This is a genomic window from Devosia oryzisoli, from assembly GCF_014837245.1.
Classification (GTDB): Bacteria; Pseudomonadota; Alphaproteobacteria; order Rhizobiales; family Devosiaceae; genus Devosia; species Devosia oryzisoli.
The window spans coordinates 836,744-854,703 of sequence record NZ_JACYFU010000001.1; the positions used below are offsets into that span (position 1 = coordinate 836,744).

The window sequence follows — 17,960 nt, forward strand, 5'->3', positions numbered from 1 at the left end:
CCGCAATCAAGGGGAACTCTCCATAGGGTGTTACGTTCGCCGCCAGAGGAGAACGCCATGCCGAATCCGCCCATTGATCCGCCCGCACCGGAAGTAACGCCGCAGCCGGAGCCCCCGCAACCGCAACCGGTCGACCCGGTGCCTCTGGGCCCGCTTGAGATTCCCACGCCTGATCAACCGCTGGAAGAACCCGCCCCGTCCCCGATACCAGAAATTGCGCCAGGCGATGTTCCACAACCGAGGAAAGTCTGATGGCCGATCCGCACAAGCACGACCCGAAGATACCCCACAATCATCCGGAGCCAGCGCCCCCGATGCCGGTTCACCTGCCCACTGGCGATGCGGACAATCCGCATACCTCCCCGCTTCGGCATGATCAGGACACCGAGCGTCCCGACCCCGCCCTTCCGCCGGAGCCCGGACACGATATCAACCCCTAGGTGGTCGTCACGGTAACCGGGAAGCCGCGTTGAACGGAGCTCGCCACCGTCGATTCGCTGGCAGCGCGGGCGATGAGGCCAGCGATATCGCCCCGCCCCGTTACAAGAGGGGTAAGACGGGCAGCTGTGACCAATGACGGCGTTCCGGCCAAGTCGATTTCCACGTCTACCGAGATTCTATCGATCTCTACGCCAAGGGCTTCTGCGAGATAGCGCAGGTCGTTGCAGAAACACCCTCCGATGGCGAGGGCGATCATCTGGCCGCCGTTGAAGCCCAGTCCCATGCCTCCGGCCCGTCCCTCCGGCCGGTCGATCACCACTGTATGTCCCGCCGCCCATCCCATGGCAGCCTGAGTGTCTGGGATGCTGCGCAAAGAGACACTCATGGTGGTCATGGCGGGCGCTACTCTATTCCAAGCTTCTTTTTCATCAGGTCGTTGAGCGCCTGCGGGTTGGCCTTGCCACCTGAGGCCTTCATGGCCTGTCCCACGAACCAGCCGATCATTGTCGGCTTGGCCTTGACCTTCTCGACCTGATCTGGATTGGCGGCAATGATCTCGTCGACGATCTTCTCGATCGCACCAAGGTCGGTCACCTGCTTGAGGCCGCGGCGCTCCACGATCTCGCTCGGCTCTCCTTCCGGCTCCTCAGCGATAAGAATCTGCAGGACGTCCTTGCCGCCCTTCGAAGAGATCGTGCCTGCTGCGATCAGGTCGACCAGACCGGCGATCTGCCTCGGCTGCAGATGCGTTTCCCACACGGCAAGGCCTTGGCTGTTGGCGAAAGCCGCGACGTCGGCGTTGAGGATATTGGCCACTGCCTTGCCGTCGCGCTTGGTCCCGCTGTGCTTTACGCACGCTTCGTAGTAGTCGGCTGTCTCGCGATCGAGCGTCAGCACCATGGCATCGTAGGGCGTCACGCCATACTCGTTGATGAACCGGGCCTGCTTCTCGTCGGGCAGTTCGGGGAGCTGCTGTGAAAGCTCGGTGATGAACGCGTCGTCGAACTCGAGGGGCAGCAGGTCGGGATCCGGGAAGTAGCGATAGTCGTGCGCCTCTTCCTTGGAGCGCATGGAGCGGGTCTCGCCATTCTTGGGGTCGAACAGCCGCGTTTCCTGGTCGATCTCTCCACCGTCTTCGAGAATGTCGATCTGTCGGCGGGCTTCATACTCGATCGCCTGGCCGGCAAACCGAATCGAGTTGACGTTCTTGATCTCGCAGCGCGTGCCGAAAGCCTCGCCTGGACGGCGCACCGAAACATTCACGTCGGCACGCATGGAGCCCTGCTCCATATTGCCGTCGCAGGTACCGAGGTAGCGCAGAATGGTGCGCAGCTTGCTGAGATAGGCCTTGGCTTCTTCGGCCGAACGCAGGTCCGGCTTGGAGACGATCTCCATGAGGGCGACGCCCGAGCGATTGAGATCGACGAAGCTCATATTGGGGTGCTGGTCATGGATCGATTTGCCGGCATCCTGCTCGAGATGCAGGCGCTCGATGCCGATCTCGATCTGCTCGCCATCCACATCGAGCAGGACCTTGCCCTCCCCGACGATCGGGTCCTTGAACTGGGATATCTGATAGCCCTGGGGCAGGTCCGGATAGAAGTAGTTTTTCCGGTCAAACACGGAGCGCTTGTTGATCTTCGCCTTGAGTCCCAGCCCGGTCCGCACCGCCTGGCGCACGCACTCTTCATTGATCGTGGGCAGCATGCCGGGCATCGCGGCATCAACGAAGCTGACGTTGGAATTGGGAGGATTGCCGAATGCCGTCGAGGAGCCCGAAAACAGCTTGCTCTCGCTCGTCACCTGGGCGTGCACTTCCATGCCGATGATGACTTCCCAGTCACCGGTGGAACCGGAGATCAGGCGCTTCTTATCGGGGGTGCGGGTATCGACGATGGTCACTTGGCAGTCCTGGGCGGCTTGGCAAATCTGGCTCTGTGCTTAGCGATGTTACCGAGCCGATGCAATCTTTAGACCGGCCGCTATTCCTCGTCGATCATGCCCAGGTAAGGGTGCAGGCGCTTTTCCAGGTGAACGCTGGCGAACGGGTCGTAACCGCCGTGTCCGTCCTGCCCCAGGGCCATGATCCGATACCCTTGTCGCTCATAGAACCGCACGGCCCGCACGTGGTCGGCCGGTGTTTCCAGAGAGACGCGCGTTGCACCCGCCAATTCCAGCACCGCTTCCATGCGCTGCAGCAACAGGGTGCCGATGCCATTATCCTGCACCTCGGGCATGACAAAGAGGTAGGGGATGTAGTTTCGGCGCGGGCTACGGGAGCACCAGCCGACGACGATATCGTCCAGTACGGCCACGATGGCATTTTGCCAGCCATGACCCACCGCATGAGCCAGGCGCCGGCGTTCCGCATCCTTCTGTCCGGGTCGATCACTCAAGATGGGAAGAATGCTGCCTTTCCATGCCCGGAAGGCGATGTCGGCCATGCGCGGTGCGTCGGTGGCTTCAGCAGAGCGGATCTTGATGGCCGGCATGACTGTCCCCTGCGGTTGGCGCCGACGGTCCGGCGCTATTTGCTGCGGCGACGCGCCGCGATGATGCCCTTCTCGTAATTGACGTTCCAGTCGATCAGGGTGCGCCAGATAAGTTCGGCCTGATCTTCGTCGAGATCAAGGTCCAAACTGCGGGCACGCACTTTGGCGACCACGGCCTCGATGCGCTTGGGGTCGTAGGCCTCGTGCGGATCCGTCTTGATCTCGGCCATCCGTGTGACATAGCCATGCCGCTCTGCAAACAATGCGAGCAACGCCTGGTCGATCCGGTCGATCTCCAAGCGGACATCGTCTTTTGTGGCACATTCGGCGGGCAGTTTTGCAGCAGTCACGGCGCTCTTCCTGGCTTCAGTCACGTTGCTGGTTTGCACCGGCCGGGCACCGAATTCAACTGACAGGCCCTGCAAATCTGGAGTTGGAGCGTATTTGGCGCTAAACAACGGTCATGTTTAGTCAGTCTGAATCCGCCTGAAGCCCCGTCCAACAGCGACGGGGCATGAATGAATGGGATCGCCGCCGTGCCTAATGGTCCGGCGCGGATGCTCTTGTTCGCGAGCGGTCGCTCGCCCTTCAGGCTTCAGACTTACAATGGACATCTCTCGGAACGAACAGCGGGTGCTTCACGCGCTTGCGCAGGACGGCTGCATCGCTGCCATCAAGGATGAACGCGGCAAGATCGCCGCCCTAGAATTCTACAATCGCGATGGCTGGCTGGTGGGCGGATTGACACCGCTGATCTTTGGCAAGTTGCGCTCGAAAAAAGCCATCCGGTCGCAGGGTGGACAACCCTATCGAATTACACGAAGGGGCCTCGAATTGGTGCGCAGCCAGTTGGACAATCGGTGACGTGCCACTGATGTCCGGGGCATCTGCACCGGACAACAGCACATCCTGAAATATCGATAGTCTGGGACGCCGGGGCGGCGGCCTAGTGACGAGTGACTTCACTCAGGGCCGCCGCGATGTGCTCCCATTCCTGGGAGACGCTGGCGGTGGCGCGACGCTTGCCGGCGCGGCGATACCAGTAGTCGGCGTTGCCCATATCGGCTTCGATCCAGTGCATGAGCGCATGCACCCAGTCGAAAGCCTGCACGCCTTCCATGGCCTGGACGATGTTGTGGGCGCGCTCCCATTCGGGGCCGACACGCAGCTCGCCCTTCTTGAGCCACCACAGGGCCTGCAATGGCTTGCTCATGTCCTTGGGCGGCTCGGACCAGTCGAGAGAGGTGAAGATATCAGAGGCCATCGGCGAGATCCCTGTCGGCCCGGACGCAGAAGGGGAACGCGTCGCTACCAATTTGAACTTGTACATTGGCCGCAAATAGTGCGGAACGGCGGCGCAATCAAGCGCCGCGAACGTCCTTGATCGGCACGGGTCCCGCGCCGAGCCTATTCAAGCATCGTGAAAACGTCGGTCAGAAGCTGCTCTTCGGGCACCTGGTCGGGCGAGTTCAGATAGACCTCCCACATCGGTGCGCCCATTTTACGCCCGATCGCCTCTAGATGCGGCATCATCAGGTCGTAGTCCGTGCGCAGCGACGCATAGGATCCCTTGTGCAGAAAATAGAGAACTTCGCCAGCGGGTGTCATGTCTCCGCTCACCGGGCCTTGCGCCTTGCCCATGTCGGCCGCACTCACGGTGAAGCCGGCCCGGAAAGTCATTTCGGAAGGGCTGTAGTCGTAATAGACCGAAAGCGCACCGCCCGCAGGCCGGATGTGCCGTGATTCCATGAAGGACCAGACCTCTCGGAAGGCCTCGCCCATTTTGCTGGATATATCCTCAGGCGCCATCGAACTGGTCTTCGTGACGTAGAGGTATGGGGTTTGCGAAACCCTGATCACCTTGAAATCTGGCATGGCAAGCACTCCGGGCAGTTGTCCGAAGATGCTAAGCGAGCGTCACCGCCGCCTTTTTGACGGCCGTCAACGCGCCAGTTACCACCACTGCTTGGGCGCAAAGTCGCCGCCGGCGCTCTTCTCGATGACACGAGCAGCGGCAAAAAGCGTCTCTTCGTCAAACGGCCTACCGATCAGTTGCAGGCCCAGCGGGAGCCCCTTGCCGTCCTTGCCGGCTGGCACCGCGATGCCCGGCAGACCCGCCATGTTCACTGTGACGGTGAAGATGTCGTTGAGGTACATGGCGACCGGATCGGCAGCCAAAGCTTCATCACCGATCCCGAACGCTGCAGAGGGAGTCGCCGGCGTCAGAATGGCGTCGACACCACTACCAAATGCGTCCTCGAAGTCCTTCTTGATCAGTGACCGAACTTTCTGCGCCTTGACATAGTAGGCGTCGAAATAGCCGGCGGAGAGCACATAGGTACCGATCATGATGCGGCGCTTCACCTCGCGGCCAAAACCGGCGGCGCGCGTCAGTTCGTACATGTCGGTGATGTCCTTGCCGGACACGCGCAACCCGTACTTGACGCCGTCATATCGGGCGAGGTTGGACGATGCCTCCGCCGGCGCGACGATATAGTAGGCCGGCAGCGCGTACTTGGTATGCGGCAGGGAAATGTCCTTGACCGTCGCACCCTCGGCCTTCAGCCATTCGAGGCCCTGCTGCCAGAGCTTTTCGATCTCTGCGGGCATCCCGTCCATGCGGTATTCGCGCGGCACGCCAATGGTCAGTCCCTTGACCCCCCGCTCCACCGCCGCTGCGAAATCCGGCACCGCCAGATCCACGCTCGTGGAATCCTTGGAATCGAAGCCAGACATCGACGTCATCAGGATGGCCGCATCTTCCACGGTACGGGCAATCGGCCCCGCCTGGTCGAGCGAAGAGGCAAAGGCAACGGTGCCCCAGCGCGAGCAACGACCGTACGTTGGCTTTATGCCGACAGTGCCGGTGAACGCCGCCGGCTGGCGAATCGACCCGCCCGTATCAGTTGCGGTCGCACCCGCGCAAAGCCAGGCGGCCACGGCTGCAGCGGATCCACCCGACGAGCCGCCCGGGACGAGGTTGGCGTTGCTGCCTTCAGCGCGGAACGGGCTTATGACCGGGCCGTAATAGCTGGTTTCGTTGGATGACCCCATGGCGAATTCATCCATGTTGAGCTTACCCAACATGACGGCACCATCGCGCCACAGATTAGCGGTAACGGTCGATTCGTACTCGGGCTTGAAGCCATCAAGTATGTGGCTGGCCGCCTGGGTATGCACGCCCTTCGTCGCAAACAGGTCCTTGATCCCGAGCGGGATGCCTTCGAGCGGCCCGCCCTGCCCTTGCGCCAGCTTCGCATCGCTCGCCTTTGCCATCTCGCGGGCCTGCTCCGGCGTGGTGGCGACATACGCGTTCAAGGCGTCATTGGCCTTGTCGATGGCCGCAATGTAGGCATCGGTCAGTTCGAGGGCGGTAAAGCTCTTGTCCGTCAGGCCCTTGCGGGCATCGGCGAGGCTCAGCTTGGTCAGGTCAGTCAACGGGGATCTCGCTCAGATTATCGCAGCGTGTGTAGAGCGTTGCGCCCGGGGTCGCAACCTCGCTGCTTGTTTGGGCCGCCTCATGCGTGCTGAGTGCCAACTCGAACGCGGAGACGACCTGAATTTGCGTTTCGCTCACCGGGGTCACGGCGAGACTGTCCGGGTACAGGGACCCAGGAGCCTCGCAGATCGTGTCGATGAGCAGATGCCTGCTGCCCTCACGGCCCTTGACGTCGAAGAAGGCACACCGGACCGCCATCGATCGGATGCCATCGTTAAAGTCGAGACTGAGAAAATCGTGCGTCTGCCAGGCAGCCAGCCCTTCTGTCTCGAGCGCCGAGCAGGCGTCGGCGTCAGTCACATAAATCTTGTCGCGATCGATGCGCAGGTCCTCCTGCGCCAACGCAGGGGCACCTGTCGCCAGCAACGCGATGGCCAGAAGGCGTTTCAAGCGGCCCGCTCCACGCCGAGCTGCAGTTCGAAAAAGGCCGACCATGGACTCTCGGGATAGTCGAGAAAGGCCCTGCGCGGCGTAAAGCCGTAGCGCGTATAGAGCCGATGCGCCTCGGCCATACCCTCTCCCGTGCCCGTCTCGAGCATCAGAGCGGCCAGCCTTCGCTCTTGCGCAAGGGTGACGATGCTTTCCAGCAGTTGCCGGCCCACGCGCTGCCCGCGGACCTCTGGGCGAGTGAACATCCGCTTGACCTCGCCAAGCCCTTCTCCGTGCATCTTGAGTGCACCCATTCCGACAGCGCGGCCGGTTTCGTCGCGTGCCACAAAGAGGGTCGTATCGGTGTCCGCCATCTGTTCAACGGTCATCTTGAACTGATATTCGAGCGGCGACAGTGGCAGCAGGTGGTCGTTCAGCAGGGCCACCAACTCGCGAACATCGTCCTGCAACGGTGTTTCGATGGCGATGCTTGTGGTCATTTTACTCGACCACCTTCGGGACCATAAAAAAGTTGTCTTCGCTCAGCGGAGCATTCTTCACGATCTTTTCGGCGTAGCCACCGTCGGTCACGATGTCTTCCCGGCGGCGCAGCGTCATCGGCGTCACCGACGTCATGGGCTCGACCCCTTCGACGTTGACCTCGTTCAGTTGCTCAACGAAGCCCAGAATGGCGTTGAGTTCCTGTTGGTAGCCCGTCACCTCGTCTTCTTCGATGCGTATCCGCGCAAGGCGTCCGATTCGTTTGACGGTTGTGGCATCGACGGACATGGCAATCTCCGGAAAGTCATCGCTTGTGACGGGTTCTTACCAATGCGCACCGCCCCATGACAACGAAAATGGCACCGTGCACTGACTAGACCTCTACTGCGAGCCCCGCCTCTAGGGCGATGAGACCCGTACCGTCGAGAGAATCGGACAGCTCAGCGAATGCGGCGTCGATCGCTTCGTTTGGAGCGGCCAAGGCGATGAGTCGGGGTGACCTATGTGCAATGAGACCTGCCGCCAATGTGGCGGCGGCGCTTCCGAAACAGACGACAACCGCCTTGTCGATCCACTTCCCGAAGGCCGCAAGGGGCTCGCCGAGCAGCAGCAAGGGGGCGTCCCCATCAGTGTCGATGACCACAGAGCCCGGTCCCAGTTCCCAGACCTCGGCCCTCCGAGGCCCATCTTCGGCATCGAGCAAACGCTGCGGCGCCCGTGGCCGCCAGGTCCCCGCTTCGGCCGGCAAACCGGCTCCCATCGCAACAACGAGATCAGCGCCCCCTGCCAGCTCTATCGGGTCCACACCGGTCGGCGCCGCCTCCGCATCCACCACCACGATCTGCCCCCCCGCATACACGCGAAAGCAACTGCCTCCAAACCAAGTGAGCTTCATCTGTCGTATTTCCCGTCGCCTTGCGTGGCATGATTTTCTATAGGTCTGTTCATCCCTGGCCGAAAGCACACCGTGACCGATCAAGATCCTCTAGTCCTCATCCCAGCATCCGGAAAAATCCTGGGTCTCGACCTCGGCACGAAGACCATCGGCGTCGCGGTCTCTGATGCCATGCGGTATTCCGCGACGCCGCTTGAAACCATCAAACGAACCAAGTTCACGCAGGATGCCGAGCGTCTGATCGAGCTTGTGGCACAGAATCAGGCCGTGGCCACCGTGCTGGGCTTGCCCCTCAACATGGATGGCTCCGAAGGTCCGCGCGTCCAATCTACCCGCGCCTTTGCCCGAAACCTCTCCAAGAAGCTCGACCTGCCTATCGTCTTCTGGGACGAGCGGCTTTCCACCTCAGCGGTGACGCGCATGATGATCGAAGCAGATCTGCGGCGCGACCGCCGGGCGGAAATCGTGGACAAGCTTGCCGCCAGCTACATTCTTCAGGGGCTGCTCGACCGGTTGCGTCGGGGATAATGGGCCTGCGGGCTTGTCCGTCCTTGCCCCCTCGGTTAGACCGCTGCAAATCGCAAGGGATGCGACATGCCGCAGCAGTATTCTGACGCCGCTCAGTCAGGCGACTTTCCCCCGTTCAGGCAGCGTCACCTCATTTCCATCGCTGATCTCAAGCAGCACGAGATTGTGGACCTGTTGGACCGCGCTGAGAAGATGATCGCGGTCAGCCGGCAGGAGCGGAAGTCGCTCCCCACGCTGTCCGGCAAGACGCAGATCAACCTGTTTTTCGAGCCCTCTACCCGCACCCAATCCTCGTTTGAGATCGCGGGCAAGCGTCTGGGCGCGCTCGTGGTCAACATGTCGGTCAAGACCAGTTCCGTCTCCAAGGGCGAAACGCTCGTCGATACCGCGACCACGCTCAATGCGATGCGGCCCGACGTGCTGGTTGTCCGGCATTCGGCTGCCGGTGCGGTGGAGTTGCTGAGCCAGAAGGTCGGCTGCTCTGTCGTCAATGCCGGGGACGGCGCCCACGAGCATCCGACCCAGGCGCTGCTCGATGCCCTGACCATCCGTAACCACAAAGGCACGCTTGCCGGACTGACGGTGGCCATCTGCGGCGACATCCTTAATTCCCGCGTAGCGCGCTCCAACCTTTTGCTGCTGGGGGCGCTCCACGTGCGCACACGGGTCATCGCGCCACGCACCCTGCTCCCCGCCGGCATCGAGAATCTAGCCACCGAGGTATTCACCGATATGGAGGAAGGCCTGAAGGGCGCGGACGTCGTGATGATGCTGCGCCTGCAGCACGAGCGCGCCAATGGCCGCATGATCCCTTCGGTGCGTGAATACTACCGGTTCTATGGCCTAGACGAAGCCAAGCTCGCACACGCCAAGCCGGACGCCATCGTGATGCATCCGGGGCCCATGAACCGGGGTGTCGAAATCGATCCGGCGATCGCCGATGGCGACCGCTCCGTAATTACCGATCAGGTGGAAATGGGCGTCGCCGTCCGAATGGCCGTTCTCGACGCCCTGCTTCCTGCAAGGAACGACGCATGACCCGGCCGGTCCTCATTGAAAACGCGCGCATCGTCGATCCGGCCTCCGATACGGATCACCGTGGCGGCGTGCTGGTAGAAAACGGTATAGTCAGTGATATCGCGGCCGGCGGGCCCGTCGGGGTGCCAGATGGCGCCGAGGTCATCGACGCGGGCGGGCAGATGCTGGCGCCCGGCCTGATCGACATGCGCGTCTTTGTGGGCGAACCGGGCAAAGAATATCGTGAAACGCTGGCGTCCGCGGGTGCCGCCGCTGTCGCTGGTGGCGTGACCAGCTTCGTCATGATGCCCGATACCACACCGACCGTGGATGACGGAGCACTCGTCGATTTCCTGATTCGCCGCGCCGAAGCCCAGTCCGCAGCACGCATCCTGCCGGCGGCGGCAATTACCCGAGGTCTTGAGGGCAAGGAGATCACCGAGTTTGGCTTGCTCAAGGAGGCGGGCGCCGTCTGTCTCACCGATGGCGGTCACTCCATCCAGTCCAGTGCTCTGCTCCGCAGCGCCATGAGTTATGCAGCCAATTTCGGCATGACCATCGTACATCAGGCGGCCGACGCTGGGCTCGTGGGCGAAGGCGTGATGAACGAGGGCCTGTTTGCCACTGTACTTGGTCTCAAGGGTTTTCCTCGCGAAGCCGAGACCATCCCCCTCGCCCGCGATCTACAGCTTGCTGCCCTCACTGGCGTCCGGTACCACGCCGCGCAGATCTCCACTGCCGGCTCGGTCGATTTGGTCAAGGCAGCCAAATCCGGTAATCGTAACGTTACGGCCGGGGTCTCGATCAACAACCTCTGTCTCAACGAGAACGACATCGGGCGCTACCGCACGTTCTTCAAGCTCAACCCGCCCCTGCGCAGCGAGGATGATCGGCAGGCCGTGATCGATGGGCTTCGCACAGGCGTAATAGACACCATCCATTCCGATCACGACCCGCAGGACAGCGAGGTCAAGCGTCAGCCCTTCGCCGAGGCGTCTTACGGCGCCATCGGCCTCGAGACGCTTCTTGCCGCTGCGCTGCGCCTCGTCCATTCGGGCGACGTGAACCTGATGACCATCCTCCGTGCCATGACGCAGCGGCCTGCTCAAATTCTCGGCCTGCCCACGGGCCGCATTGCTCGCGGCGCGCCCGCAGATCTGATCCTGGCGGATGTCGATTATCCCTGGCAGGTCACCGAAACCGCCATCCGCTCCAAGTCGCGCAACACCAGCTTCGAGGGCGCCCGCATGCAGGGCAAGGTGATGCGGACCATCGTGGGTGGTGAAACCGTCTTCCAACACTCGGACTGATCTAGGGCCGACGCCTCTTCCCTCTTGTGCGGTGGATCAGGCTGGGCATACTCGATCGCGTCCAGGGGGGATCATGCCAAACGACGTTCTGCCGTTCATTCTTGCGCTGGTGTTGGGCTACCTGTCCGGCTCGATCCCATTCGGGCTCATCCTCACCCGCGCTGCCGGCCTCGGTGATATCCGGAAGATCGGTTCCGGCAATATCGGCGCCACCAATGTCCTGCGCACCGGCAATCGCTGGGTGGCTTTTTTCACGCTGGTGCTCGACGCGCTCAAAGCCGCAATCCCGGTGTTGCTGGCGCGTGCGCTATGGGGCGAGGAGGCGGCTATGCTGGCCGCCGTCGGCGCTTTCCTGGGACATTGCTTCCCGGTCTGGCTCCGCTTCAAGGGCGGCAAGGGCGTCGCGGTGATGATCGGCTCGCTACTCGCTCTGGCCTGGCCGGTCGGCCTGATTTTCTGTGCCGTGTGGCTGCTGATTGCCTTTACCCGCAAGCTTAGTTCGCTGGCGGCTTTGACCGCCGCAGCGACGGCGCCGATCTTCGCCTATATCTTCGCCTCGCAATGGCTTGCGCTGACAGTGCTGCTTCTGGCACTGATCCTCTTCTACCAGCACCGCACGAACATCGCCCGCCTGCTCGACGGAAGTGAACCGCCAATCGGCGGCAGCAAGAAGACGGCTTGATGGCCACTTCCGCGGTGGCCTCGGTCATCTCGCCCGCCGAGCGTCTGGCCTGGCTGCGCCTCGTGCGCAGCGACAATGTCGGCCCCGTCACCTTCCGGCAGTTGCTCAACCGCTTTGGCTCGGCCGAGGCGGCTCTCGAGGCCCTGCCCGACCTCAGCCGCAGGACAGGTCGCGCCTTGCGCATCTATAGCGCCACGCAGGCAGAGGATGAAATGGCGGGGCTGCAGCGGTACGGCGCCACGCTGATTATCCAAAACGATTCTGACTACCCCCCGCACCTGATGCACATCTCGGGGGCGCCGCCTGTCCTGACTATGGCTGGCGGCAACCGTCTCGACTGGCGGAGAACGGTGGGAATCGTCGGCGCACGCAACGCCTCCGCCGCCGGCGCAAAGATGACGCGCATCCTCGCCGCTGATCTTGGCGAGCGCGGCTACACCGTCGTTTCCGGCCTGGCCCGCGGCATCGACACGGCAGCCCATCGCGCCAGCCTGTCCACCGGAACGATTGCCGTCCTCGCCGGTGGCTTCGACCAGATCTATCCTTCGGAGAACATCCCGTTGGCGCACGACATTCTCGACAATGGCGGCGCGCTGTTGACCGAAATGCCGCTCGGCTGGGAACCGCGGGCGAGAGACTTTCCCCGCCGCAACCGCATCGTTTCGGGGCTGTCTTTGGGCATCGTGGTGGTCGAGGCGGCCAAGCGGTCCGGCTCTTTGATCACGGCTCGCCTCGCGCTCGAGCAAAATCGCGATGTCTTTGCTGTCCCCGGCTCACCGCTCGATCCGAGAGCCGAAGGTGGCAATCACCTCATCCAGCAGGGTGCCAAGCTCGTCACATCGGCCGAAGACATCATCGAGACCATCGGTAGCGCCGATCCCGCTCAATCCGCGCTCTTCGACCCCGAATGGCGCCCCGAATTGAGCATCGGCGCGACCGACACGGCACCTGATCCATCGGATCATGCTCGGTTGCTGTCGGCGCTCAGCACCACGCCCATCGAGGTGGACGAACTGATCGGACAGACCGGAATAGCGCCGCACACCATGCAGATGCTGCTCCTGGAAATGGATCTGGCTGGCCAGATCGAATGGTCCAGCGGGCAACTCGTCGCACTGCGTTGACCACCGCCCGAACAAGCGGGCGATGATCTGATGATCGAGTGGGCTTTTAACGACCGCCCTCGATCTTGCGATTGCGCTGGTTGATGCCGCCGGTCCCATAGGGATAGTCGGACATTTGCGGCTTGCTGATCTTGTCCAACCGCTTCAACTCTTCATCGGAGAGGTCCAGCGACCCGGCGCCGAGGTTGTCCTGCAACTGTTCCCGCGTCCGCGCCCCGAGGATGACAGAGGTCACCGCTGGTTGCGCAGCCGTCCAGGCGAGCGCCACCTGGGCCATGGAAACACCACGGCTTTTTGCGATGTCCTCTACTGCCCCGATGATGTCCCAGGTCCGCTCCTGCGCGTTGCGCTTGTCATAGGCCTCCATACCGCGCTTCGGGTTTTCGCCCAGCCGGGTGGCGCCCTCGGGCTGTTGGTCGCGCTTGTACTTGCCCGAGAGCCAGCCGCCGCCAAGCGGAGACCAGGGAAGCAATCCGATTCCAGCGTCCTGGCAGGCCGGAATGACTTCGTGTTCGATGTCGCGAACCAGAAGATTGTATTGCGGCTGCAGGGTCACGGGAGCCGCGAAACCCTCTGCCTTGGCCATCCACACGGCCTTTGAAATCTGCCAGCCGAGATAGTTTGAAAAGCCGTAATAGGCGATCTTGCCGGCGCGAATGGCGTCGTCGAGGAAGCGCAATGTTTCCTCGAGCGGCGTCAGCGCATCCCAGGCGTGCATTTGATAAAGGTCGATCTGCTCGATCCCGAGCCGCTTCAGGGAGTTGTCGAGCGCGAGCCCCAAATGCTTGCGCGACAGGCCAAGGTCGTTAGGCCCCTGCCCCATGGGAAAGCGACCCTTGGTGGCGATCACAAGTCCGTCGCGCTTGGCGGGGTTGGCCTTGAGCCAGCGGCCGATGATCTCCTCCGACGTGCCAGTGGAATAGACGTCCGCCGTGTCGAGGAAGTTTCCGCCGGCCGCCACGTAGTCGTCGATGAGTGTGTGGGACGTCGTTTCGTCGGCTTCGGCGCCGAAGGTCATGGTGCCAAGGCAGAGATTGGTGACGACGGCACCAGAGTTGCCGAGCTTGCGATACTGCATGGATGTTCTCCTGTTCGTCCACTCGACCGACAGCCGGAACGGTTCGGTTCTGTTTCGGCGCAGCGATATGGTCGATTGGGGATATGGGCGCGAACGCGCTCGCCTACAGTGCATGTATGGAAGATGGTGCGCAACCCTCATCGGCAATCACCGATCATCGACGCTCCACGCCCGATCAGCCCGCCCGTTGACACCGGCAATTGCCTTCACCATGTTGCGCGCTCTTCGTAGTGCTGTTGCGGAACGGATCCTGGGATGAAGGTCGTCGTCGTTGAAAGTCCGGCTAAGGCCAAGACAATCAACAAGTATTTGGGCAAGGATTATGAAGTCCTGGCCAGCTTCGGCCATGTCCGCGACCTGCCGGCCAAGGATGGTTCGGTGCGCCCCGACGAAGATTTTGCCATGTCCTGGGAAGTGGATACGGCATCGCGGAAGCGCATTTCTGACATCGCTTCGGCGCTAAAAGGCGCCGACGGGCTCATCCTGGCCACCGACCCGGATCGCGAAGGCGAGGCCATTTCCTGGCACGTGCTCGACGTGTTGCGGCAAAAGAAGGCGTTGAAGAAAGACACGCCGGTCCAGCGCGTGGTTTTCAACGCCATCACCAAGGACGCCGTTACCACCGCGATGGCCAATCCGCGCGAAATCGATATGCCACTGGTGGATGCCTATCTCGCTCGTCGCGCTCTCGACTACCTCGTCGGCTTTACGCTCTCGCCCATCCTCTGGCGTAAGCTTCCCGGGTCGCGCTCTGCCGGGCGCGTGCAATCGGTTGCCCTGCGGCTGGTCTCGGACCGCGAGGCCGAGATCGAAAAGTTCAGGGCCGAGGAATATTGGTCCGTCGAGGCGCAGCTCAGTCAGGCGGGCAAGAGCTTCCTCGCGCGCCTCTTTTCCGTCGACGGGAAGAAAACGGACAAGCTCGACATAAAGAACGGCGACGATGCCGCAGCACTCAAGACGATGATCGAGGCCGGGCAGTTCAACGTCTCTAACGTTGAAAAGAAGCCTACCAAGCGCAACCCCTACGCGCCCTTCACCACGTCCTCCATGCAGCAGGATGCGTCCTCCCGTTTGGGCCTTTCGCCTAACCGCACGATGCAGATCGCGCAGCGCCTCTACGAGGATGGCCTCATCACCTACATGCGTACCGACGCCGTGCAGATGGCGCCCGAAGGCGTGTCGATGGCCCGATCGGTCATCGGCAAGTACTTTGGGCAGGAATACGTACCCGAAAAGCCGCGTCTCTATCAAAGCAAGGCCAAGAACGCCCAGGAGGCCCACGAGGCCATCCGGCCCACAGACATGTTTAAACGGCCCGACGATCTCAATCTCGATGCCGACCAGAAGAAGCTCTACAGCCTGATCTGGAAGCGCACGCTCGCCAGCCAGATGGCTTCGGCCCAGATCGACAGGACCACGGTGGACATTGCCGTCAATGTTCCCGGTCGTGCCGTGTCCCTGCGTGCCGTCGGCTCCGTTGTCACCTTCCCCGGCTTCCTGACGCTCTACGGCGTCGAAGCCAGCAGCGAGCGCGATGAGGACGACGAAGATGGTCGCGAGCTTCCGCCTCTGCAGGTGGGCGACAAGCCGAGCCTGAAAAAGGTGGAGATCGAGCAGCATTTCACCCAGCCGCCGCCGCGTTACACGGAGGCCAGCCTGATCAAGAAGATGGAAGAGCTCGGTATCGGCCGGCCTTCCACCTATGCTGCCACTTTGACCACGCTCAAGGACCGCGACTACGTTAAGCTTGAGGGAAAGGCACTGCACCCCGAGGACCGCGGCCGCATCGTCACCGCCTTCCTGGAAAGCTTCTTCTCGCGCTATGTGGAGTACGACTTCACCGCCAATCTCGAGGAGCAGCTCGATCATATCTCGGCAGGGGAACTCGACTACAAGCAGGTGCTGCGCGATTTCTGGCGCGACTTCACTGGCAATGTCGAAGAGATCAAGGACCTGCGGGTGTCCGAGGTTCTCGATGCGCTCAATGACCTCCTCGCCGACCACATCTTCCCGCCAAAACCCGAGGGCGGCGACCCCCGCAAGTGCCCGCACTGCGAAACCGGCACGCTGTCACTCAAGCTAGGCAAGTTCGGCGCCTTTATCGGCTGCTCGAACTACCCTGAATGCCGCTACACGATGCAGCTGTCGGACGCTGCGACGGGCCAATCTTCGGAGGCCGCAGCGGGTGATGGAGTGCTGGGCACCGACCTGGAAAGCGGTGAAGAAGTTCACCTCAAGTCCGGCCGTTTCGGACCCTATGTTCAGCTTGGCGAAGGCAAGGAGCCCAAGCGCTCTTCCCTTCCCAAAGGCTGGGAAGCAGCGTCATTGACCCTGGAGCAGGCGCTCAAGCTGCTTTCCCTTCCGCGCGAAGTCGGCAAGCACCCCGAAGATGGCGAGCCAATCACGGCAGGCATTGGGCGCTATGGCCCCTTCATCCTTCACAACGGCAAGTACGCCAACCTGCCCGAGGTCGAGGAAGTCTTCACCGTCGGCCTCAACCGCGCCGTCGATCTCCTGGCGCAAAAGGCGGCCGGCGGTGGGCGGCGGGGCGCAGCGGCGCAGCCGGCCATCAAGAGCTTCGAGCACGACGACGGCCCGATCACCGTTCGCTCCGGGCGGTATGGTCCCTACGTCAACCAGGGTAAGGTCAACGCCACCATCCCCAAGGACAGCAAGCCCGAGGATGTGACGCTGGAGCAGGCCCTCCAACTCCTTGCGGCGCGCGCGGAAGCCACCGGCAAGAAGAAGGCTCCTGCCAAGAAAGCTACCGCGAAAAAGCCTACGGCCAAGAAAGCCAGCACCAAGACGGCTGCTGCCAAAAAACCTGCTGCGAAGAAAACGGCCGCTAAGAAGACGTCCGTCACCAGAGACGAAGACGTGCCCTTCTAAAAGTACACCTCCTCTTAGAGCTCGTGGTCGGAGCCGCCTCACCAAAGAGGTCCGGCCCACTTACCCGATCGTGCGCTCGATCACGCTCATCCAGTTGTCGAGTGCGATCTTGCGGACGAGGGTTTCGCCATAGCCCCTGTCGAGCAGGGCCTGAAGCAGAACCTGCACGCCCTGCACGTCACCGATGGTCGAGGGGATCATCGCGCCGTCGAAGTCGGACCCCAGAGCCACGCCATCCTCGCCTAGCGCCTCCACCAGCGCATCGACGTGGCGCACCATCGTCTCGATATCCGTGGAGGCATCGGGTTTGCCGTCAGGGCGAAGGAACACCACTGCAAAGTTGAGGCCGACCAGACCTCCGCTTTCGCGGATTGCCGCCAGCTGCCAGTCCACGAGATTACGGGTCGAGGGCGAGATGGCGTGCATATTGGAATGCGTCGCCACCAGCGGCTTGGTCGATAGTGCCGCGACGTCACGGAAGCCGGCGGCGTTGAGATGGCTGAGGTCGATCAGCACGCCACGTCGGTCGCACAACCGGACCAGTTCCTTGCCGGCCTCGCTGAGGCCCGGGCCGATATCCGGATCGGCATTGTGGCGGAAGGGAACGCCGGTACCGAACGCGTTGGCCCGGCTCCATGTGATCCCGATCGAGCGCAGCCCCGCTGCATAGAGAACCTCAAAGGAATTGAAGTCAGTGTCGATGGCCTCTGCGCCCTCGATGTGAAACAGCGTTGCCAGACGATCTGCTTCCATTGCCGCCCGCACCTCGCCGGCGCTCCGGCAGATGGCGAGGGCGCCTTCAGCTTCGAGGCGCAGCAACAGCGCCGCCATACCATTGGTTGAAGTGAGGGCATCGGCGATATCCAACTCCGGCGGCAGTTCGCCGCTGGACAGGTTGGGTTGCGCAACCTGCGCCAGCGCCGTTTTCACGGGCGGCGAGAACATGGCGAAAAATCCCCCCGCCATTCCCGCCTTGCGCGCTCGGGGCAAATCCAGATGGCCCTCGCTCGTGCCCTGCGTGAAGAGTTGCGCCTTATCCGGGCGTGCATCCTGCAACAGGCGCAGCAGAGTATCGTTATGACCGTCAAAGAATGGAATCGTCATGGAATCGCCTTTACCGGGAGGCGGCATTCAA

21 protein-coding genes are annotated in these 17,960 nt (G+C 62.2%); 8 read left to right on the top strand and 13 right to left on the bottom strand.

Features of this window, described 5'->3' with window-relative positions:
- The first annotated feature begins 251 nt into the window (after positions 1–251).
- The gene (locus tag IC608_RS04190; RefSeq protein ID WP_191772888.1) at positions 252–440 is read left to right on the top strand and encodes a hypothetical protein; all 189 of its coding nucleotides are present in this window, start codon (positions 252–254) and stop codon (positions 438–440) included.
- Here the strand turns inward: IC608_RS04190 and IC608_RS04195 are convergent.
- The 4 genes from IC608_RS04195 to IC608_RS04210 all read right to left on the bottom strand — a co-directional run bounded on the left by IC608_RS04195 (position 437) and on the right by IC608_RS04210 (position 3,322).
- Positions 437–835: an OsmC family protein gene (locus IC608_RS04195; RefSeq protein ID WP_191772890.1), complete on the bottom strand. Its 399-nt coding sequence runs from the start codon at positions 833–835 to the stop codon at positions 437–439. The genes IC608_RS04190 and IC608_RS04195 overlap by 4 nt on opposite strands.
- Positions 836–843: 8 nt before the next feature.
- The gene (gene gatB / locus IC608_RS04200) at positions 844–2,343 is read right to left on the bottom strand and encodes an Asp-tRNA(Asn)/Glu-tRNA(Gln) amidotransferase subunit GatB (RefSeq protein WP_191772892.1); all 1,500 of its coding nucleotides are present in this window, start codon (positions 2,341–2,343) and stop codon (positions 844–846) included.
- 80 nt (positions 2,344–2,423) lie between these two features.
- Positions 2,424–2,933, bottom strand: coding sequence for a GNAT family N-acetyltransferase (locus IC608_RS04205; RefSeq protein WP_191772893.1), 510 nt, complete (start codon positions 2,931–2,933; stop codon positions 2,424–2,426).
- Between the two features lie 35 nt (positions 2,934–2,968).
- Positions 2,969–3,322 (bottom strand): chorismate mutase, encoded by a 354-nt coding sequence (locus IC608_RS04210; protein WP_345890827.1) that lies wholly within the window; start codon positions 3,320–3,322, stop codon positions 2,969–2,971.
- A gap of 217 nt (positions 3,323–3,539) precedes the next feature.
- Here IC608_RS04210 and IC608_RS04215 point away from each other — a divergent pair, with 217 nt between their 5' ends.
- The gene (locus IC608_RS04215) at positions 3,540–3,797 is read left to right on the top strand and encodes a YjhX family toxin (RefSeq protein WP_191772895.1); all 258 of its coding nucleotides are present in this window, start codon (positions 3,540–3,542) and stop codon (positions 3,795–3,797) included.
- Between the two features lie 82 nt (positions 3,798–3,879).
- Here IC608_RS04215 and IC608_RS04220 read toward each other — a convergent pair whose 3' ends face one another.
- The 7 genes from IC608_RS04220 to IC608_RS04250 form a co-directional block, all read right to left on the bottom strand.
- Entirely contained in the window at positions 3,880–4,197 is a 318-nt protein-coding gene (locus IC608_RS04220; protein WP_191772897.1) for a hypothetical protein, read from the bottom strand.
- Positions 4,198–4,340: 143 nt separating this feature from the next.
- Positions 4,341–4,808, bottom strand: coding sequence for a GyrI-like domain-containing protein (locus tag IC608_RS04225; RefSeq protein WP_191772899.1), 468 nt, complete (start codon positions 4,806–4,808; stop codon positions 4,341–4,343).
- Positions 4,809–4,886: 78 nt separating this feature from the next.
- On the bottom strand, positions 4,887–6,371 hold the full coding sequence (gene gatA / locus IC608_RS04230) for an Asp-tRNA(Asn)/Glu-tRNA(Gln) amidotransferase subunit GatA (protein WP_191772901.1): 1,485 nt from the start codon (positions 6,369–6,371) through the stop codon (positions 4,887–4,889).
- Positions 6,364–6,822, bottom strand: a complete 459-nt coding sequence (locus tag IC608_RS04235; RefSeq protein ID WP_191772902.1) for a hypothetical protein — start codon at positions 6,820–6,822, stop codon at positions 6,364–6,366. The genes gatA and IC608_RS04235 overlap by 8 nt, the downstream gene beginning before the upstream one ends.
- Positions 6,819–7,301 (bottom strand): GNAT family N-acetyltransferase, encoded by a 483-nt coding sequence (locus tag IC608_RS04240; protein ID WP_191772904.1) that lies wholly within the window; start codon positions 7,299–7,301, stop codon positions 6,819–6,821. The genes IC608_RS04235 and IC608_RS04240 overlap by 4 nt, the downstream gene beginning before the upstream one ends.
- Position 7,302: 1 nt before the next feature.
- The gene (gene gatC, locus IC608_RS04245) at positions 7,303–7,590 is read right to left on the bottom strand and encodes an Asp-tRNA(Asn)/Glu-tRNA(Gln) amidotransferase subunit GatC (RefSeq protein WP_191772905.1); all 288 of its coding nucleotides are present in this window, start codon (positions 7,588–7,590) and stop codon (positions 7,303–7,305) included.
- Between the two features lie 85 nt (positions 7,591–7,675).
- Positions 7,676–8,197: a hypothetical protein gene (locus tag IC608_RS04250; RefSeq protein ID WP_191772906.1), complete on the bottom strand. Its 522-nt coding sequence runs from the start codon at positions 8,195–8,197 to the stop codon at positions 7,676–7,678.
- A 72-nt stretch (positions 8,198–8,269) separates the two neighbouring features.
- On the opposite strand from IC608_RS04250, the gene ruvX reads away from it, so the two are divergent.
- The 5 genes from ruvX to dprA all read left to right on the top strand — a co-directional run bounded on the left by ruvX (position 8,270) and on the right by dprA (position 12,858).
- Positions 8,270–8,725, top strand: a complete 456-nt coding sequence (gene ruvX / locus IC608_RS04255) for a Holliday junction resolvase RuvX (RefSeq protein ID WP_191772907.1) — start codon at positions 8,270–8,272, stop codon at positions 8,723–8,725.
- A 66-nt stretch (positions 8,726–8,791) separates the two neighbouring features.
- Positions 8,792–9,763: an aspartate carbamoyltransferase catalytic subunit gene (locus tag IC608_RS04260; protein ID WP_191772908.1), complete on the top strand. Its 972-nt coding sequence runs from the start codon at positions 8,792–8,794 to the stop codon at positions 9,761–9,763.
- Positions 9,760–11,052, top strand: coding sequence for a dihydroorotase (gene pyrC / locus IC608_RS04265; protein ID WP_191772909.1), 1,293 nt, complete (start codon positions 9,760–9,762; stop codon positions 11,050–11,052). The genes IC608_RS04260 and pyrC overlap by 4 nt, the downstream gene beginning before the upstream one ends.
- A 73-nt stretch (positions 11,053–11,125) precedes the next feature.
- Positions 11,126–11,734, top strand: a complete 609-nt coding sequence (plsY, locus tag IC608_RS04270) for a glycerol-3-phosphate 1-O-acyltransferase PlsY (protein ID WP_191772910.1) — start codon at positions 11,126–11,128, stop codon at positions 11,732–11,734.
- The gene (gene dprA, locus IC608_RS04275) at positions 11,734–12,858 is read left to right on the top strand and encodes a DNA-processing protein DprA (protein ID WP_191772911.1); all 1,125 of its coding nucleotides are present in this window, start codon (positions 11,734–11,736) and stop codon (positions 12,856–12,858) included. Before plsY ends, dprA begins: the two co-directional genes overlap by 1 nt.
- Before the next feature lie 46 nt (positions 12,859–12,904).
- On the opposite strand, the gene IC608_RS04280 is transcribed toward dprA, so the two are convergent.
- The gene (locus IC608_RS04280; protein WP_191772913.1) at positions 12,905–13,936 is read right to left on the bottom strand and encodes an aldo/keto reductase; all 1,032 of its coding nucleotides are present in this window, start codon (positions 13,934–13,936) and stop codon (positions 12,905–12,907) included.
- Positions 13,937–14,191: 255 nt separating this feature from the next.
- On the opposite strand from IC608_RS04280, the gene topA reads away from it, so the two are divergent.
- Positions 14,192–16,825, top strand: coding sequence for a type I DNA topoisomerase (gene topA / locus IC608_RS04285; protein ID WP_191772915.1), 2,634 nt, complete (start codon positions 14,192–14,194; stop codon positions 16,823–16,825).
- A 60-nt stretch (positions 16,826–16,885) separates the two neighbouring features.
- Here the strand turns inward: topA and IC608_RS04290 are convergent, their stop codons facing one another.
- Positions 16,886–17,929, bottom strand: a complete 1,044-nt coding sequence (locus IC608_RS04290) for a dipeptidase (RefSeq protein WP_191772916.1) — start codon at positions 17,927–17,929, stop codon at positions 16,886–16,888.
- Between the last annotated feature and the right edge of the window lie 31 nt (positions 17,930–17,960).

Bases quoted from the DNA above. Each gene is read 5' to 3' on its own strand.
- gatC (WP_191772905.1), bottom strand. From the start codon at position 7,590: ATGTCCGTCGATGCCACAACCGTCAAACGAATCGGACGCCTTGCGCGG.
- dprA (WP_191772911.1), top strand. From the start codon at position 11,734: ATGGCCACTTCCGCGGTGGCCTCGGTCATCTCGCCCGCCGAGCGTCTG.
- IC608_RS04290 (WP_191772916.1), bottom strand. From the start codon at position 17,929: ATGACGATTCCATTCTTTGACGGTCATAACGATACTCTGCTGCGCCTG.
- IC608_RS04215 (WP_191772895.1), top strand. From the start codon at position 3,540: ATGGACATCTCTCGGAACGAACAGCGGGTGCTTCACGCGCTTGCGCAG.
- IC608_RS04190 (WP_191772888.1), top strand. From the start codon at position 252: ATGGCCGATCCGCACAAGCACGACCCGAAGATACCCCACAATCATCCG.
- IC608_RS04250 (WP_191772906.1), bottom strand. From the start codon at position 8,197: ATGAAGCTCACTTGGTTTGGAGGCAGTTGCTTTCGCGTGTATGCGGGG.
- IC608_RS04240 (WP_191772904.1), bottom strand. From the start codon at position 7,301: ATGACCACAAGCATCGCCATCGAAACACCGTTGCAGGACGATGTTCGC.
- IC608_RS04225 (WP_191772899.1), bottom strand. From the start codon at position 4,808: ATGCCAGATTTCAAGGTGATCAGGGTTTCGCAAACCCCATACCTCTAC.
- IC608_RS04195 (WP_191772890.1), bottom strand. From the start codon at position 835: ATGACCACCATGAGTGTCTCTTTGCGCAGCATCCCAGACACTCAGGCT.
- topA (WP_191772915.1), top strand. From the start codon at position 14,192: ATGAAGGTCGTCGTCGTTGAAAGTCCGGCTAAGGCCAAGACAATCAAC.
- IC608_RS04220 (WP_191772897.1), bottom strand. From the start codon at position 4,197: ATGGCCTCTGATATCTTCACCTCTCTCGACTGGTCCGAGCCGCCCAAG.
- IC608_RS04260 (WP_191772908.1), top strand. From the start codon at position 8,792: ATGCCGCAGCAGTATTCTGACGCCGCTCAGTCAGGCGACTTTCCCCCG.
- IC608_RS04205 (WP_191772893.1), bottom strand. From the start codon at position 2,933: ATGCCGGCCATCAAGATCCGCTCTGCTGAAGCCACCGACGCACCGCGC.
- pyrC (WP_191772909.1), top strand. From the start codon at position 9,760: ATGACCCGGCCGGTCCTCATTGAAAACGCGCGCATCGTCGATCCGGCC.
- plsY (WP_191772910.1), top strand. From the start codon at position 11,126: ATGCCAAACGACGTTCTGCCGTTCATTCTTGCGCTGGTGTTGGGCTAC.
- IC608_RS04280 (WP_191772913.1), bottom strand. From the start codon at position 13,936: ATGCAGTATCGCAAGCTCGGCAACTCTGGTGCCGTCGTCACCAATCTC.